We start from the raw sequence: 17,009 nt of genomic DNA, 5'->3' as shown, positions 1-17,009 counted from the left end.
GTTGCCGCAGGTGAAGTTCGTGCTCCATACCGCGATTCCGCGGGGCTCCCCGCGGCAGGAGATGGGCCATGGATCTGACATGAGGTGTTTTCTGACCTGGCCACGGGCGGCGGATCGCATGTTCGTGCGTAAAAGGGGGCTGGAAACACCGCATGATCACCGACGGCACCGGCATACCGCTCGCGGCCACGCTGACCGGCGGGGAACCGGCACGACGTCACCCAACCGATGCCGTTGATCCACGCGATCCCGCCCGCGCGGGCCGCCGGTTCTACAGTGACCGGGCCTACGACCGCGACAAAAGCACCTTCGCCCTGCCGCACTGGTTCCGCCGCCTCAAAACCCATTCATTTTGTTAGGACTCCTCAGTCGACTAAATGCGGTGGTCGACGGTCGATGTCACGTCGGGTAGCAGCGGCTTTTTGGCAGATTCACCCGTCAGTGGTGAATGTGCCGGTTGCGTTGTTGCTTAAAATTACGAACACCTGTTCGATAGTTGTGCGGTATTGTTGTGGGGTGTCCGAGACGTTTCTCCCCGAGTTGCCGCAGGAGCTGTGGCGTGCTGGCAAGCTGGAGCTTGCTCATGGCGTGCTGCAGTTCCTGCAGATGATGCGGATCGCCTCCGCCGGGTTGGGGCGGTATCTGGCGGAGATCGAGTCCCGGGGCGCGAAAGACCTCTACGGCTACGGCAGTACAGCAGCGTGGTTCGCTGACGTGGCCGGGTTGTCGCGGGGCGAGGCCGGTCCGATCGTGAGTCAGGCGATCGCGCTGAACCCGACCCGAGCACTGGACGACACGGAGGTTCCGGCGGTGGCTCCCGCTACGGGTGCGGCTGCCGCTGAGGGCGCGATCGGGAGTGAACGGATCAAGCAGATCCTGGAGATCCTGGCCCGGATCCCACCGGATGTGTCGGTGGAGGATCGGGAGTGCGCGGAGAAGACCCTCGCCGATCTGGCCCGCGACGCCGGGCCCCGGCAGGTGTCGAAGCTCGGGGACAACCTGCTCGCCTGGCTCGACCCCGACGGCAACGAGCCCAAAGACCCCGAACCCAAACAACCCAGCCGTGAAGTCACCCTGGAACGGCGCAAGGACGGGTTCTGGACACTGAACGGCCTCCTCGATGATGAACTCGGTGCCCGCACCGCCGCAGCCCTCGAGGCCTACGCGGCACCACGCCCGATCGACGAATCCGGCCAAGCCGATATACGCACCAAAGCCGAACGCCAGGGCGACGCCTGGGCCGAACTCCTGGACCTAGCCATCGCCTGCCCCGACCAGCCCGGCACCAACGGCTACCGGACTCTCGTGCACGTCACGATCGGTCTGGAGGAGTTGAAGACTGGACTGGGGAACGCGTGCGTGGACTTCGTCGGCACCATGACCGCCCGCGAAGCCAGAATGGCCGCCTGCGACTGCCTCATGCTCCCCATCGTGCTCAGTGCGGCGGGTGAGCCGTTGGATGTGGGGCGGTTGAAGCGGTTCGTCACCCCCGCCCAACGCCGAGCCCTCAACATCCGCGACCGAGGCTGCGCCTTCCCGGGCTGCCATCGGCGGCCGAGGAACTGCCACGCCCACCACATTGATCACTGGGCAGACGGCGGACCCACCGACCTCCGGAACCTGGTGTTGCTCTGCGGGTTCCACCACCGCCTGATCCATCACGGGGACTGGCAGGTTCGCATGGCAGCCGATGGGTTACCGGAGTTCATTCCGCCCCAGTATCTGGACCCGTTACGAAGACCCCGGCGCAACACCCTCCACCGCGCCACCGCCTGACCCGAGAAGCCCGCCACCCCCACCGGCGACGGGCACCTCGGCATGCCCACACAGCCGAGCGGGGTGGCCATGACTCGCGATTCGAGTCGGTGAGCGCGCGGAACTCGTGCCGGATGCCCACGCAACCGTCGCCCTCGTACAGATCAGGTCCGTGAACGGACCGGTCATCCAACGCACCAAGACCCACAGTCGATGCCACAGTCCGGCGGCGCGCAGAGTCACAGACCTCGCCTGCGCTCAATAGCCCGCAACGTCGAGCGGGCTACCTCAGGATTTGTCCGCCTCGGCGGCGAGGAAGATGTCCGTTTCCAGGAAGCCCCGCCACTGAGCGGGCGATTCGCTTTGCAGGGCGCGATAGGCGGCGGCCTTCACCCGCGCGTCGCGGAGCTTCTGCTCCGCCGGTGTTCCGCTGGACACCTTCCCGTGGCGGGTTCCCACAACGCGAAGACGAAGTCCCCGTCGTCCTTGGCCAACGAAGGTCAGCTCGAAGCCGAGCAGCGCGGCGGCTGGCCGCCGCCGTGCGCCGGGCCTGGTAGACCGTTTCCCGGCCCAGATCCCAAAGGTCCACCCGCCGTTGTAGGCGTCGACAGCCCCGAACCGGACCTCCTGCGCGATCTCGCCTCGCAGTAGACGAAGTCGAGTTCACTGATCCGCAGCAGTTCCGGCGTGATCGTGAGCTCGACGACGACAGCGGCGTTGGTGCGCACCTCGTCCGGAGCGGCTGGCGCCACCCCTGGTCACCGCGGCGAAGGAAGCCACCACAGTTGTCAACTTGTTCTGCTCGCGTTCGTGGACACAGCACGACAACCCAGTGATCCGCCATGATCGACGAACGTCACCGATCTCCCGGCTCTGCTCCGAATGCGAAGCTAACGCTCACCCCGGATCGTGCGCCGCAGCTTCGGCACCCGCTCGTGCAGAGTCCGCTCCGCACCCCGCTGCGTCGGTTCGTAATAGTCCCGCCCGACCAGCTCATCCGGCGGATACTGCTGCGCCAGAACACCTTCCGGCGCGTTGGGCGGGTACCGATAGCCCTTCGCGTTGCCGAGCTTCTCCGCCCCCGCGTAGTGCCCGTCCCGCAGATGCGGCGGCACCGTCCCGATCCGCCCGGACCGGACGTCGCTGAGCGCGGCGTCGATCGAGGTGACGATGGCGTTCGACTTCGGCGCGGTCGCCAGGTGCACGGTCGCCTGCGCCAGCGCGAGACGGCCTTCCGGCATCCCGATGAACTGCACCGCGTGCGCCGCCGCGACGGCCGACTGCAGTGCCGTCGGGTCGGCCATGCCGATGTCCTCGCTCGCGTGCACCACCAGACGACGCGCCAGGAACCGCGGGTCCTCCCCCGCCTCGATCATCCGCGCCAGGTAGTGCAGCGCGGCGTCCACATCGGACCCGCGGATCGATTTGATGAACGCGCTGATGACGTCGTAGTGCTGATCGCCGTCGCGGTCGTACCGCACCGCCGCTTTGTCCACTGTGGACTCGACAATGGCGAGGTCGATCGTCTTGGCCTCGGTCGCGCTCGCCGCGTCTGCGGCCGCTTCCAGCGCGGTCAGGGCGCGCCGCGCGTCGCCGGAGGCCAGCCGCACCAGATGTGCCCGCGCGTCCTCGGTCAGCGTGAGTTCGCCGCCGAGACCTCGTTCGTCGGTCAGCGCGCGGTCGATCAGGGCGACGATGTCCTCGTCGGTCAGCGGCCGCAGCTGCAGCACCAGCGACCGCGAGAGCAGCGGCGAGACGACGGAGAACGACGGGTTCTCCGTGGTGGCCGCCACCAGCAGGACCGTCCTGTCCTCGACGGCGCCGAGCAGGGCGTCCTGCTGTGTCTTGGAGAACCGGTGGACCTCGTCGATGAACAAGACGGTGTTCTCGGCGTTGTAGTTCCGGCGGCGCCGGGCCTCTTCGATGACCCCGCGCACCTCCTTCACCCCGGCCGACAGCGCCGACATCGCCACGAACCGGCGCCCTGTGGCGGCCGAGACGAGGTTCGCCAGCGTGGTCTTGCCCGTCCCCGGCGGGCCGTAGAGCAGCACCGACGCGGGAGCCGCGCCTTCGACGAGCCGCCGCAGCGGCGCACCCTCGCGCAGCAGGTGCTGCTGGCCGACGACCTCGCCGAGCGACCGCGGCCGCATCCGCACCGCCAGCGGCGAGCCTGCCGGTACGGCGACCTCCCTCGGCTCGGCCTCCTCCGGAGGAGGCCCGAGGTCGGGGTTCACGGTGAAGAGTTCGTCCTGTGCCACGGTGTCGACGGTAGCCGTTGCCACCGACGGTTCCGGGCACAGGTCAGCGCAGCCGCTCCCGGAACGAATGCCACATGATCACGGCCGCGTACGGCGCGAACTCACGGCCCCGCCGCCACACCCACGGCACCCCCTTCAGCACCAGCCAGCCGAAGTGCCCGGCGGCACTCGGCTCCACCCCTCCCGAGCAGGTCAGACTGACCGGACGCGGTACCGCGAACCCGGCCTCGGCGAGCCGCTCGGTGAACCCGGTCGCCAGCATCCGGTGCCCGAGTTCCGACGGATGCAGCCGGTCGACGCTCCACGCGGTGAGGTCGTAGGCGCCGGGCAGCAGTTCGAGATCGAGACACGGCACACCCTCGCGCTCGACGACACCGGCGATGGCGGCGTTCAGTTCGGCCACCCGCTCGCTCAGTGCCCGCCGCAGCGACTGCGGGAGGCGGAACACCTTGCCGTGGTCGTGGTAGCGCACCGGCACCACGGTGGTGCCGACGGCGGCCAGCGAGCGGATCACCTCGGTGAGGTCCGCGGCGATCCGCTCGGCGCTGAAATCGGGCCTCAGCGTGTCGTTCATCCCCGCCACCACCAGCGCGACGTCCGGCCGGTGCGCCACGGCCGCGGGAAGCTGCTTCGTCAGCACGCACCCCATGCGCGCGCCGGTGAACGACGGGTTCAGGTAGCCGTCCGGTTCGACGCCCAGCGCCTCGGCGACGAGCGGGCCGACCCCGCGCCAGCCGCCTCGGGCCGGCAACGGGTCACCCAGGCCCACGGCCGTGGAATCGCCGAGAACGACCATTCTGCGAGCGGACCGGGGTACGGCCGGGGCCGGTGGGAGGAGGGGTTCGGGACTCGGAGTGACTTCGACACTGATCACGGTCACGGTAGACACCATCGGCCACGCAGACTTACCTGCGGTGATGCCTGGGTAACGCGGTGAGGACAGGCGAGCGAAAACTACCGGAAAGCGGGATAGAAGGCGAGATCCGCGTGCGGCCCCAGCCGGGCACCGAGCGCCGCGGCGACCCGGGTGGCGTGCTCGGAGATGTCCGTCAGGCGGGCGCGCAGCGAGTGTTTGGCCAGCTCCCGCCACCAGGTCACCAGCGCGGCCTCCCGGCTGATCGGCGTGGCGTGCCTGTCCAGGTCGAGCTCGGGCAGGATCTCCCAGGTGATGATCCACAGCAGGAGCAGCTGACCGTCCATCAGATGTTCGGCCAACGCCTCCTCGTCCGCGAGCCCGGGCCAGACCGAGACCACCTCGGCCCGCCAGGCCGCGATCATCGCCTCGCTCATCCCCGGCGGCAGCGCCAGCGCGTCCGCGTTCGACGCGAACGGCAACCGCAGGTACGCGGCGTCCATCAGGGTGCTGCGCACGCGGCCGCGTTCGAAGTCGAGGAACCGCACTCCGCCGCTGGTCACGAGGTTGTTGTCCGGGCTGAGATCGACCGGGCTGAACGCGCGGTACGACGGCGCGCCCGCCCGCTCGGCGACCTCCATGACCCGCCGTTGCACGGGCTCCGGCGTCTCGACGTCGAGCAGTTCCTCCAGCAGCCCCGGCAGTTGCGCGCAGACGGCGGGAAGCGGCGCGTCCTCGTTCTTGACCGGGCCGCCCAGACGGCGCAGGAGCGCGTTGAAATCGGGCTCGCGGCTCGCGGTGCTCGCGTGCAGCCTGCCCAGCGACCGGGCCCAGGACAGCAGCGCGCGTTCGGCTCCCCGCGCGTCACGGGCGTGGAGCTTGTCGTGCAGCGTCGGGACGCCGCCGAGGTCCTCGATCACCAGGACCCGGTACCGGCCGTCGTGCGCCAGCAGTTCCGGGCACATCCGGTCTTCCGGCGCGAGCGCGGTGAACAGCTGGTAACTGACCGCCTCCTGCGCGAACGGATCGGGCCGCCCCGGTTCGGGTGGATCGGGGTAGTGCTTGATGACCAGGGTGCGTGGCAGCGCGAACGGCGACGACGCCACCCTCGCCCGGACGACTGTCGCCGGGCCACTGCCGGCGAGGTCTTCCGGGGCGACGAGCGTGATCGCGCTGCCGAAGCGGCGCGATAGGACCGACTCGCCCGCAGCGACTGCCGCTGCGACGGCGAGGGTTTCGGCTCCAGCTCCGACGGTCGAATCGTCGGCAGAGGAGGTATCGACTGTCATTACCACCGACCCTACTCGTGACTGAGCAACCATGACCACTGAGATCCGGGCAAACGCGCGCACTGGCGCGATCTGGGACTCATCCGCGTGAAAGCGGACGTTCCGTTACCCTCGATCGTTGCCCACGACGGCGAAACATCAGCACAATGGCCGCAGCTGCAACGATTCCGATGAGATTGACCAGCAGCTGACCGGCCGAATAAAGACACCGGTCCCACTGACCGGCAATCCCGGCGACCACCGCGTACCCGGCCGCCGGCACCGTGGTCACCGAGATGAACACACCCACGAGCGCGGCGGATTTGGCCGAGGTCATGGAAAGCATTCCCGCCGCACCGGCGAGCAGTGCGACGATCAGCGACGCGATTCCCACCTGGTAAACGAAATCCACCTCGTGGTTCTCCGCGAGCTTGCTGACTTCGAGCACGCCGGTGGCGTTGCCCACCAGCACCACACCCAGCGTGATCACCATGGCGATCGGGAAGCCGCCGAGCAGCGCGACCCCGCCCTGCCGGACGAGATCGCCGCGGCGCAGCACCAGCCCGACCGCGATGGCCGCGAGCGGGCCGAACTCCGGCCCCACCACCATCGCGCCGACGATGGTGACCGACGAGTTCGTGATCACGCCGACCGACGCCAGCAGGCAAGCGATGGTCAGGAACGCCTGAAACGTCCAGGTGAGCCGGGACTCCTCACCGGAGCGGCCGACGAGTTCCTGCCACACCACCGCGTCCGCGGCCTCACCCGGCGCGGCCTCCTCGGCCTTGTCCGCGGCGTCGGACACCGCTGTGTCGAGCGCTTCCAGGGTGATGCCGCCGGTGTGGTCGAGACCGAGCCCGCACAGCGACTCGATGATCTCGTCGGCGGCCTCGCGGGCGACGTCGGCCTCGATCAGGTCACCCTCGGGCGAGACCGCCACCCCGCGATGCAAGACGAGATGCGCGGTCCCGGAGTGTGCCCGCAGGATCCGGATCGCTTCTTCGGTCCGGTCCGGCGGGCACACGGCCCTGAGATGGAGCATCAGTTCTGAGCGGGCGGCGCGGGCTTGGCGTCGATGCCCGCCTCCTTGCGCTGCTCCGGCGTGATCGGCGCCGGGGCCGCGGTCAGCGGGTCGAACCCGCCACCGGTCTTCGGGAACGCGATCACGTCACGCAACGAATCGGCCTTGGCCAGCAGCATGACGATCCGGTCCCAGCCGAACGCGATGCCGCCGTGCGGCGGCGGGCCGAACGCGAAGGCGTCGAGCAGGAAGCCGAACTTCTCCTGCGCCTCCTCCTCGCCGAGGCCCATCAGCTCGAAGACCTGCTTCTGCAGTTCCTGCTGGTGGATACGGATCGAGCCGCCGCCGATCTCGTTGCCGTTGCAGACGATGTCGTAGGCGTAGGCCAGCGCGTTGCCGGGGTCGTCGGCGAGTTTGCCGATCCACTCCGGGGTCGGCGAGGTGAAGGCGTGGTGCAGCGCCTTCCACTTGCCGCCGCCGACGGCGACGTCGTCGGACTCGTCGGCCGAGATGAACATCGGGAAGTCGACGACCCACACGAACGACCAGGCGTTCTCGTCGATCAGGCCGAGGCGGCCGCCGATCTCCAGGCGGGTCGCGCCGAGCAGCGAACGCGCGTCGGCGGGCTTGCCCGCGGCGAAGAAGACGCAGTCGCCGGGCTTGGCGCCGACGGCTTCCGCGACAGTCTCGCGCTCCTTCTCCGACAGGTTCTTCGCGACCGGCCCGCCGAGCGTGCCGTCCTCGTTGACCAGGATGTACGCGAGACCGCGGTGCCCGCGCTGCTTGGCGAAGTCCTGCCAGGCGTCGAGGGTGCGGCGCGGCTGGTCGGCCCCGCCCGCCATCACGACGGCGCCGACGTAGGGCGCCTGGAACACGCGGAACGGGGTGTCGGCGAAGAACGCCGTCATGTCGGTGAGCTCGAGGTCGAAGCGCAGGTCCGGCTTGTCCGAGCCGTACTTCTCCATCGCCTCGGCGTAGGTGATGCGCTGGAACGGCCGGGGGATCTCGGCGCCGATCAGCTTCCACAGCGCGGTCACGATGTCCTCGCCGAGGGCGATGACGTCGTCCTGCTCGACGAAGCTCATCTCGATGTCGAGCTGGGTGAACTCCGGCTGCCGGTCGGCGCGGAAGTCCTCGTCCCGATAGCAGCGCGCGATCTGGTAGTACCGCTCGAGCCCGCCGACCATGAGCAGCTGCTTGAACAGCTGCGGCGACTGCGGGAGCGCGTACCAGGAGCCGGGCTTGAGGCGGGCCGGGACCACGAAGTCGCGGGCGCCCTCGGGGGTGGAGCGGGTCATGGTCGGGGTCTCGACCTCGACGAATTCCTGCGCGTGCAGCACCTCGCGGGCGGCCCGGTTGACCTCGCTGCGCAGGCGCATCGCGGCCGCGGGGCCGCTGCGGCGCAGGTCGAGGTAGCGGTGCTTGAGGCGCGTCTCTTCGCCGACGTCGACCCGGTCGTCGATCGGGAACGGCAGCACGGCGGCCTCGGACAACACCTCGAGCTCGGTGGCCAGCACCTCGATCTCGCCGGTGGGGATCTCGGCGTTGGCGTTGCCTTCGGGGCGCTTCGAGACCTCGCCGACGATGCGGAGGCAGTACTCCGACCGCAGCTGGTGCGCGCGCTCGGCCATCTCGCCCTCGCGGAAGACGACCTGGCTCACGCCGCTGGCGTCGCGCAGATCGATGAAGATGACGCCGCCGTGATCGCGCCGCCGAGCCACCCATCCGGTGAGGGTGACCGTCTGACCGGCGTGCTCGGCACGCAAGGTGCCGGCTTTGTGGGTGCGAAGCACTGCGGGTGCTCTCCTTCGGCATCACGATTCTGCGATTCGACGGCGCTGCGGTTCGACTGCTCTGCGCCGACGTCAAAGGCTAACGAACCGTCCCGGATGCCTCGCGACCAGGTGTTCTCAGATCGTCGGCCAGGCCTCCAGCGCCGCGGCCATCCGCCGGGTGTGCGCCAGATAGTCGGGCACGGACAGGACCCGGCCGTCGATGTTCTCCAGCAGCCAGCCCGCGGCCGCCTCCTTCGAAGCGAAGAACTGGGTGCAGACCAGCGCCTCGACGTAGTCCTGGCCGTGGGTGAGGTCGATATCGGACAGGCGCGACGCGGCGACGACGGCGTGCGGCGGGTCGACGCTCAGCACCCTTTCGCGGGTGAAGTGGACGCGGACGCGTGCCCCTGTCGCCGGGCAGACCGAATCCGCGTGCACGGGTTCGCCGGTGGCGACGGCCAGCAGGAACAGGTCCACCCGGTAGCGGTCGGAGCCCGTCCGGTCGGCGGGGCCGGGCCGGGAGCCGCGGTCCATCACCACCAGGCCGTCGCGGATGACGTAGCCCATCAAGTCCATCAGGCGGTGGGCCTCGGCGGGATCCATGCCGACGGTGGCGGCGAGTCTTCCGATGGCGATGGGGTGTCTGCCCGCTCTGGTCAGCTTGGTCGCGGCCCAGGCGATGCGGACAGCGGCGGTGCGATCCGTTCGGGTGGTCACAGGCACCTCCTCGCCTTCGTCCCTTCGAGATTAAGCACGAAAAGGATTTCCGCCAAGTGACTAAGCCGAACGGCCGTATCCGTTGCGGGGTAAGAAGATTCACATTAAGGGCCGCATACCGGGAAGACGTTTTCCGGTGTTGCGCGAAAAGAGTCGATCTTTCGACCGGATGAGGCAAAAGTGAGGCGTGAGGTCTCGTTCGTGAGTGGCAAATCGCGTGAGAACGTCACTTTCCACTCACGAGTCTTGAGCCAGGCCGGAGTGGCTCGGCACCGCACTCGCGTGATCAGAGACGGGACTCGTGTGATTGGGCACGGATCTCACGTGATCAGAGACCGCACACACGAGTGCGGCCTCCAGTCACGTGAGTCCCGTCTCTGATCACGCGAGTGCGGACCCTGATCACGCGAGTCACGCCCTCGCCCTGACCGCGAACCGGCACCCAAGCCTCACAGCAGCTTGAGCTGTTCCGCGGGCGGCAAGACCGGCTCGGCGGCGCGCTGCACGGGCATCGTCACCTGCATCCGGTCCCCGTCGTCCGCACGGGAACCGAAGCCGTGACGCCGCAGCAACGGGCCGACGCGGGTTCCCAACCGCTCCCGATAGGACTTCGGGAGATAGGCGCCGCGCGAGTACAGCTCGCGGTATTTCGGCACCAGTTCCGGATGTTCCCGGCCGAGCCAGCGCGCGAACCATTCCCGCGCGCCCGGCCGCAGATGCAACGGGAGGACGGTGACGCGTGTGGCGCCCGCCTCGGCCAGCCGCGCGAACAAGGCGTCGAGCGCCTCCGCCGTGTCGGTCAGGTACGGCAGCACCGGGGCGACCAGCACCGAACACGGGAGGCCCGCGTCCCGCGCCTTGCGGATCAGGTCGAGCCTCGCCCTCGGGGTCGGCGTCCCCGGTTCGAGACGGCGTTGCAGATCCTCGTCGAGCAGCGCGAGCGAGATCGCCAGCCCGGCGGGCACGTCCTTCGACACCGATTCCAGCAGCGGCAGGTCCCTGGCCAGCACGGTCCCCTTGGTCAGGATGGACAGTGGCGTCCCCGAATCCGCCAGCGCGGTGATGATGCGCGGCATCAGCTCGTACCGGCCTTCGGCGCGCTGATAGGGATCGGTGTTCGTGCCCATCGCGACGTGCTCGCGCGTCCAGCTCGGCCGGCGCAGTTGCGCGGCCAGCACTTCGGGCGCGTTGACCTTGACGATCACCTGCGTGTCGAAGTCACGTCCGGCGTCGAAATCCAGGTACGTGTGGGTGTTCCGCGCGAAGCAGTTGTGCGTGACCATGCCGTCGGCGATGAAGTCGCCGGTGCCGGTGGTGATGTCGAACAGCGGCAGCTCGATGCCGAGCGCCTCGACGGACGCCACCTTCCGCCTGGTGCGTCCGATGGCGAGACCGTCGAGCGACCTTTTCCAGCCGACGGCGGGATCGGCGAGATGGAAGAAACGCATCTCCTCCGAAGGCCCACCGAGCAGCTGCACCGTCCACAACGGACGGAATTTGGCGTTTTCGGTCTTCACGTAACGGAAACCGAAGTTGTCGAGCGCGGCACAGAAGGTGGAGACGATGTCCTGTTCGTCGTGGGTGACGCGCAGCGCGCCGTGCCGGTAACTACCGGCGAGATCGAACAGCCCGGCCAGGAAACCCCGCTGCCAGTGGGAATCCGGCGACGACGGCACCTGCACGAAGCCGACCGACGCGCCGAAGTCCGGCAAGTACTTGAGCGCCCTGTCCGCCGCGGCCTGTTCGGCCGAGAATCCCCCGGACCGCAGCATTCCGCACAGGAACCCGGCGCGGTAGCCGATGGTGTCGTCCGGGGTTCGGGTCAGCTTCCCGACCCCGACGAGTTCGGTGCCCCCGACCAGATGCGGCCGCTGCGCCGCGCCGAAGCGGGAGCCCGTGACGTGCTTCCACCCGCGCCCGGTGAGGAACCGGTGGTCGCCACTGGCCACGATGGACGTTCCGTCGTCGAGGGTCAGGCGGTACGCCGGTTTGAGCGTCGACCAGTGCGCGAGCACCTCCGTCGGCACCAGGCGCCGTCCGGCGCCGCGCCCGCGCGTCCCGTAGATCGTGTCGCCGGGAACCAGGTCCGCCAACGGTTTCGTCCGGCCGTCGGCCATCAGGACCGGCGTCCCGCCTTCGAGGCAGTACGTGCACGCGTGCGAGCAGCCGCGGTACGGGTTCACCGTCCAGCCGAACGGCACACCGGAGCCCTCCGGCACCTTGTTCAGCACGGATTTGGCGTGCACCTCGTGAAAGGTGACGCCGCCGAACTCGGGCGCGCGCACCGAACGCCGCAGCCCGTCCAATCCGGGCAGCACCGGCTCGCCGCCGTCCGCCCGCTGTCCATCCCATCGCACTCGGCCAGTCGAACACATGTTCTAGACAGGTGTCAAACAGGTGTTCGAGCGCGGGTGATCTTCGCGAGGTCAGAGCTTGGTGATGTTGTCCGTGACGTACCCGGCGGGCTGGATGAGGCCCGCGCACCGGCTGTCCCCGCGCGGCGTCGCCGACCGGCGGCGCACGGTCACGGAGTAGTAGTCCTCGCCGCCGCGCACGGTGACCACCCGCGCGTCGGATTCGAGCAGCGGCTCCTCCTGGACGGCGAGCACGTCGTCCAATCCGGACAGATCCAGCTGACGCCGGAGCGCGATCTCCGCGAACTGCGCCCACGCCGTCCTGGCGGAGGTGCGGCCGCGGAGTTGCTCCGGTTCGACCTGCCCGCGCAGCGCGGCCTTGGCGACCAGCGCCGCCTCGGCCGGATTGAGCTGACCGTGCAGGAATCCGTCGGGGACCACGAGGAGGTTGCCCGCCCAGCGGTCGCCGCCGACATGGCTGACCTCCCAGGACCGGCCGGGATGGTTCGCGTTGAGCGCCGAGGCCAGCGGGCGGCCGAGCACCGCGCAGCACATGTCCTTGGTGCCGTGCGTGCAGACCAGGAACAGCGGCCCGTCCACTCGCGTGCCGAGTCCGCCGACGCCGTTCGCGACCGCTTCGAGATCCAGCGCGGCCAGCTCGCTCGTGTCGCGGATCTCCAGGCGTTCCATCCAGCGGTTGCCCGGTTCGCCCCCGCCGACGTACACGGCGCGGGGGCGATCCGGGTCTCGCTGGTGCTTGCCGGGACGGCGGATCAGCAGGGGACGGAGCCCGCGGGATCGTCTCAGATTCTCGAGCAGCTCACGGCGTTCGGCGGGGAAGGCCTCGTCGAGGACGTTTTCCAGCGCGTCCGCGGGCCAGGGGCCCGGCTGCTCGATGAGCAGCCAGCAGCGCATGTCGGCCGCGGTGCCGGCGGGGCTCGCGCCCAGCATGCGCGCGACCGTGGCGCAGCCCGGCAACGCGGCGGGCGGCGCCGAGCTGTCCGGCGATGGGGTGTCCGAGAGCTGAGCGGTCATCGGCTGACCTCTCCGGACCTTACCTTAGGCATGCCTTAGCTTACCCTGTCCTAGCCTCCTTCACACTTCTCGTCTCCTGTGACGTTCAGCCGATGGAGAGAAGCCCCTGCGTGGTGAGCTCGCCAAGGAAGGCGCGAACGGTCCCCCGATCGAGTTCGGACAGCTCGGCGAGTCGCTTGACCGCCTGCGGGCTGCCGTCGAGCAACGCCTTCAGCAGCGGGGCCGCGGCGTCCGCGAAGACGAACCGTTTCCCGTCCGCGAGCAGGGTCACCCTGCCGTCGCCTTCCTCGAGCACCGCCCTCGGGACGAGGAACCGGACCTCGGTCTCGTCGCCGTCCGGGAGCAGGCCGGGGGTCGCCGCCCACGGCAGCCCGACCCGCGGGTGCGCCGGAGCCGCCGAGTCGCGCTCGGCGAGGAACCGGCCGACGACGTCGGTGGTCAGCGTGGCTTCCAGCTCCGCACGCAGGGCGTCGGCGCGGGCCGCGCGCTCCTCATCCGTCCCGAACCTCGGGAGGTCCTGGCGGAACACGGTGCTCGCCCGCAGCTTGTCGGCGAGCCACGACACCAGGTCGATCCCGGTCGCCGGGCTGAAACCGAGCGTGAGGTGCAGCGACATCTCCCCCACCGCGGTGACGTCGTGCCAATGCCCGCGCGGGACATAGAGGACGTCGCCGTCTTCGAGGATGAAGTCGTCGATGGGCTCACCGGGGCGCTCGGGCTGCTCGACGTCGCGGTGCAGCGGAGCGGGCCTGGTCGGACCGTGCATCCGCCAGCGTTTGCGGCCGGCGACCTGGATGATGAACGCGTCGTGGTCGTCCCAGTGCACGTCGAAGCCGTGCGTCACGCCCCAGCCCGCGTACAGATTGACCTGGACGCTCTCGCGGAGGTCGTGTTCGAGGCTCCTGGCGAGATCGCCGATCGGGTCGCTGAGTTCCTGGATGGCGTCGAGCACCATCGTCGCGCCGTCGCGGAGGTGCTCCGTGAACGGGGCGGCCTGCAGACGGGGGACGGTGCCACTGCGGCGGGTGGGGACGAGATCGGTGTAGCTCTCCATGGGCACCGGAGTCCCATCGAGCGCCAGCCGCAGCCGCGGGAACTCCAGGCGATGCTGCCGGAGGATCGCGTTCAGCGCCGGCCACGGCAACAGGTCGGCGAACCGGCCCGCGCGGCCTTCGAAACGGCGGTAGGTCTCGCCCTGGACGTCTTGGAAGAACTGGCTGACCCCGAGCGGAGCCACGAGGTCAGCCAGCGTCGGCGTTTCGGGCACTCAGCCGTCGTTGCCGTCGTTGTCGGCGGCCGCGCCGTTGGCCTTCCCGCGGTCCACCGCGGTCGGGATCTTTTCGACCTCCAGCAGCAAACCGCTGTCGGGAGCCTGCGTACCTGACTGTTCCTGTGCCATCCTGCCACCTTTTTCTCAGACGAGCGGACGGACCGAAAATCGGCCTGGAGCGTCGCCAAGCCTACGACACGTTTGCGGAAAATTCACCGCCCAGCAGGGAAAAACGACCTCCGGAGCGATCTTCGACACCGTGGCGCGAGTTCACCCGGACAGCGGTTCTAAGCTCGTATCCATGGCTGAACCGGCATTCGTCCCGCGACCGCGATGGGACGTGCTCGCGGCCGTCGGCACGGGTGGCGCGCTGGGCAGCCTCGCCCGCTACGGGCTGTCGGTCGCAGTCCCCCACTCCCGCGGCGAATTCGCGCTTTCGACCTTCGCCACCAACGTTTCCGGCTGTCTGCTGATCGGCGTCCTGATGGCGGCGCTGACCGCGGCTGCCGATCCGCACCGGCTGCTGCGACCGTTCCTCGGGGTCGGGATTTTGGGCGGCTACACCACGTTTTCGACCTACGCGACGGACTCACTCGATCTTGTGACGACCGGGCATCCGTTCACCGGGTTGGCGTACGCCTTCGGCACGGTGGCCGCCGCGCTGGTAGCGGTCTACGCCGGCCACGAAATCACCCGCGCGATGCTGAAATGACCGTTTTCTTCGTCGCGCTCGGCGGCGGCGCCGGCGCGATCCTGCGTTTCCTGACCGACCTGCGGATGCGGGCGTGGCGGGGTCCCGCCTTCCCGTGGGGCACGTTGGCGGTCAACATCGTGGGCTCGGCGATCCTCGGGGTCCTCACCGGCTGGGCGCTGCACGGTGGTCAGCCGGACGGGATCCGCTCACTGCTGGCCGTCGGGTTCTGCGGCGGGCTCACGACGTTCTCGACCTTCGGGTACGAAACGCTGCGCCTGTTCACCGACGAAACACGGCCGCGCGCCGTGCTGAACGTCGGTGTCACGATGGCCGCCGGGATCGGCGCCGCGGCGGCGGGACTCCTGCTCGCCGCCGCCGTCTGGCACTGACGTCAGTCTTCGGGCAGCATCCGCCACGCGGCCATCGCGACCGCCTCACGCTGTTCGGCCGGAAGACCGGCCGCCATCTCCTCCAGCTTCTCGACGACGCCTTCGTGAGCGGCGTTCGCGAGCCGGAGCCCCTCCTCGGTCAGCGTGATCTTCAGCGCGCGGCGATCGCAGGAGTCCGCGACCCGCTCGACGAGAGCGCGCCGCTGCACCCTGTCCACCAGGCCGGTGACACTGGACTTCTCCAGGTTCAGCAGCTTGCCGAGCTCGGTCATCCCGACGCCCGTCTCCCCCTGCGCCAGCACGCAGAGCAGCTGCGCCTGCTGGGGCGTGAGGTCGTGGGAGCGGCCGACGTCGATGAAAGCCCGCTGCACCAGATGCGACAGCCGCACCAGCGCCGTCGCGAATCCGAGGTCTTCGGCCGTGGTCATGCGCACGAGTCTACTTGACGATGGTTCGGAGTACGAACTACTGTAGTTCGCAGTACCAACATTACGTACTACGAACTAGGGGGACTCATGACCACGACCGTGGCCGTCATCGGCGGGGGATACGGCGGTATCACCGTCGCCAAGGACCTGGACTCGTCCACCGACGTCGTCCTCGTCGAGCCACGCGAGGACTTCGTCCACCACGTCGCCGCGCTGCGCGGGCTCGTCGATCCCGAGTGGACGGATCGGCTCTTCTATCCGTACGCCGGACTTCTCGAGCGGGGACGGGTGCTCCGCGACCGTGCGACGAGCGTGGACCAGAACGGTGTCACGCTCGCGTCCGGCGAACGGCTCACGCCGGACTACGTCGTCCTGGCGACCGGCGTGGCGTACCCGTTCCCGGCGAAGATCGATTTTCGGGACAGCGCTTCGGCCAAGGCGAAGATCCATGCCACCCGGGAAGAACTCGCGGGCGCGGAGAGGGTGCTGCTGCTCGGCGCGGGCCCGGTGGGCCTCGAACTCGCCGGTGAGATCAAGGCGGCTTGGCCGGAGAAGGCCGTGACGATCGTCGACCCGGCAGAGGGGATCCTGCCGGGCTTCCCGGACGAGTTCCGCGCGGAGATCCGTCGTCAGCTCGACGAACTGGGCGTCGAACTCCTGCTCGGCACCTCGCTGAGCGAACCGCCCGTCTCGAAACCGGGGCAGGCGAAGACGTTCACCTCGAGTCTCACCGGCGGCGGCGAAGTGACCGCCGACCTGTGGTTCCAGTGCTACGGGGGCGCGCCGCACACGGCGTACCTCGACGGCGAACTGGCCGCCGCCCGGCGGGCGAACGGTCAGGTCGAGGTGACCGCCGACCTGCGGCTTCCCGGGCAGTCGCGGGTGTTCGCGCTCGGCGACATCACCGCGCTGCCGGAGGGGAAGCTGGCGAAGGTGGCCGGTGACCACGCGGAGGTCGTCGTCGCCAACATCCGGGCGCTGGCCGAGGGCGGCGAACTGCGGACCCACACGCCCGGCGGGCCGATGATCTCGCTCCCGCTGGGGCCCGCCGGGGGTGCGACCTACGCCGAAGAGGTGGGGATCCTGGACGCGGCGACGACCGCGGAGATCAAGGGGTCGCACATGATGGTCTCCAGGTACGAGGAGATGTTCCGGGGAGCGTGAGCGGCTCGTGATCGTTGGGTGGCGAAGC

The 17,009-nt window shown here is 69.2% G+C and carries 17 protein-coding genes and 1 pseudogene; 5 read left to right on the top strand and 13 right to left on the bottom strand.

The annotated features are described in order from the left end of the window. Nucleotides 1-137: 137 nt before the first annotated feature. A pseudogene (locus HDA45_RS42595) lies at nt 138-299 on the top strand (transposase); the annotation flags it as partial. A 217-nt stretch (nt 300-516) separates the two neighbouring features. Continuing rightward, complete coding sequence (locus HDA45_RS35455; protein WP_184902852.1) at nt 517-1,776, top strand: DUF222 domain-containing protein; 1,260 nt, start codon at nt 517-519, stop codon at nt 1,774-1,776. 267 nt (nt 1,777-2,043) lie between these two features. Here HDA45_RS35455 and HDA45_RS35450 read toward each other — a convergent pair whose 3' ends face one another. From HDA45_RS35450 to HDA45_RS42910, 12 genes are all read right to left on the bottom strand, one after another. Further along, the gene (locus tag HDA45_RS35450; RefSeq protein ID WP_184902850.1) at nt 2,044-2,214 is read right to left on the bottom strand and encodes a hypothetical protein; all 171 of its coding nucleotides are present in this window, start codon (nt 2,212-2,214) and stop codon (nt 2,044-2,046) included. Nucleotides 2,215-2,255: 41 nt separating this feature from the next. Further along, a complete protein-coding gene (locus tag HDA45_RS35445) occupies nt 2,256-2,507 on the bottom strand; it encodes a hypothetical protein (RefSeq protein ID WP_184902848.1) in 252 nt (83 codons plus the stop codon). A 138-nt stretch (nt 2,508-2,645) separates the two neighbouring features. Beyond that, complete coding sequence (locus HDA45_RS35440) at nt 2,646-4,013, bottom strand: AAA family ATPase (RefSeq protein ID WP_184902846.1); 1,368 nt, start codon at nt 4,011-4,013, stop codon at nt 2,646-2,648. A gap of 43 nt (nt 4,014-4,056) precedes the next feature. Further along, a complete protein-coding gene (locus HDA45_RS35435; protein ID WP_184902843.1) occupies nt 4,057-4,905 on the bottom strand; it encodes an SGNH/GDSL hydrolase family protein in 849 nt (282 codons plus the stop codon). Between the two features lie 62 nt (nt 4,906-4,967). Beyond that, the gene (locus tag HDA45_RS35430) at nt 4,968-6,155 is read right to left on the bottom strand and encodes a phosphotransferase (protein ID WP_184902841.1); all 1,188 of its coding nucleotides are present in this window, start codon (nt 6,153-6,155) and stop codon (nt 4,968-4,970) included. A 79-nt stretch (nt 6,156-6,234) separates the two neighbouring features. Beyond that, nucleotides 6,235-7,176 carry a DUF389 domain-containing protein gene (locus HDA45_RS35425; protein WP_184902839.1) on the bottom strand — a complete coding sequence of 314 codons (942 nt, stop codon included), beginning with the start codon at nt 7,174-7,176 and terminating at the stop codon, nt 6,235-6,237. After that, complete coding sequence (gene aspS, locus HDA45_RS35420) at nt 7,176-8,948, bottom strand: aspartate--tRNA ligase (protein WP_184902837.1); 1,773 nt, start codon at nt 8,946-8,948, stop codon at nt 7,176-7,178. The genes HDA45_RS35425 and aspS overlap by 1 nt, the downstream gene beginning before the upstream one ends. 117 nt (nt 8,949-9,065) lie before the next feature. Continuing rightward, entirely contained in the window at nt 9,066-9,647 is a 582-nt protein-coding gene (gene merB / locus HDA45_RS35415) for an organomercurial lyase (protein ID WP_184902835.1), read from the bottom strand. Between the two features lie 449 nt (nt 9,648-10,096). Beyond that, entirely contained in the window at nt 10,097-12,004 is a 1,908-nt protein-coding gene (locus HDA45_RS35410) for an intein-containing Rv2578c family radical SAM protein (RefSeq protein ID WP_184902833.1), read from the bottom strand. A 69-nt stretch (nt 12,005-12,073) separates the two neighbouring features. Then, nucleotides 12,074-13,036: a ferredoxin family protein gene (locus HDA45_RS35405; protein ID WP_184902831.1), complete on the bottom strand. Its 963-nt coding sequence runs from the start codon at nt 13,034-13,036 to the stop codon at nt 12,074-12,076. Nucleotides 13,037-13,121: 85 nt separating this feature from the next. Then, on the bottom strand, nt 13,122-14,303 hold the full coding sequence (locus tag HDA45_RS35400; protein ID WP_184902829.1) for a JmjC domain-containing protein: 1,182 nt from the start codon (nt 14,301-14,303) through the stop codon (nt 13,122-13,124). Continuing rightward, complete coding sequence (locus tag HDA45_RS42910) at nt 14,304-14,435, bottom strand: hypothetical protein (RefSeq protein WP_005157133.1); 132 nt, start codon at nt 14,433-14,435, stop codon at nt 14,304-14,306. A 172-nt stretch (nt 14,436-14,607) separates the two neighbouring features. Between HDA45_RS42910 and crcB (HDA45_RS35395) the strand changes: the two genes are divergently transcribed. Then, a complete protein-coding gene (gene crcB, locus HDA45_RS35395) occupies nt 14,608-15,018 on the top strand; it encodes a fluoride efflux transporter CrcB (protein WP_184902827.1) in 411 nt (136 codons plus the stop codon). Beyond that, nucleotides 15,015-15,389 (top strand): fluoride efflux transporter CrcB, encoded by a 375-nt coding sequence (gene crcB, locus HDA45_RS35390; RefSeq protein ID WP_184902825.1) that lies wholly within the window; start codon nt 15,015-15,017, stop codon nt 15,387-15,389. The genes crcB (HDA45_RS35395) and crcB (HDA45_RS35390) overlap by 4 nt, the downstream gene beginning before the upstream one ends. 2 nt (nt 15,390-15,391) lie before the next feature. Here the strand turns inward: crcB (HDA45_RS35390) and HDA45_RS35385 are convergent, their stop codons facing one another. Beyond that, nucleotides 15,392-15,817: a MarR family winged helix-turn-helix transcriptional regulator gene (locus tag HDA45_RS35385; protein WP_184902823.1), complete on the bottom strand. Its 426-nt coding sequence runs from the start codon at nt 15,815-15,817 to the stop codon at nt 15,392-15,394. Between the two features lie 87 nt (nt 15,818-15,904). Here HDA45_RS35385 and HDA45_RS35380 point away from each other — a divergent pair, with 87 nt between their 5' ends. Then, the gene (locus HDA45_RS35380) at nt 15,905-16,981 is read left to right on the top strand and encodes an NAD(P)/FAD-dependent oxidoreductase (protein ID WP_184902821.1); all 1,077 of its coding nucleotides are present in this window, start codon (nt 15,905-15,907) and stop codon (nt 16,979-16,981) included. Nucleotides 16,982-17,009 lie beyond the last annotated feature (28 nt).

Origin of the sequence: Amycolatopsis umgeniensis, from assembly GCF_014205155.1 — a bacterium.
Classification (GTDB): Bacteria; Actinomycetota; Actinomycetes; order Mycobacteriales; family Pseudonocardiaceae; genus Amycolatopsis; species Amycolatopsis umgeniensis.
The sequence above is the reverse complement of the archived record's forward strand: the minus strand, read 5'-3'. Positions and strand labels throughout refer to the sequence as shown.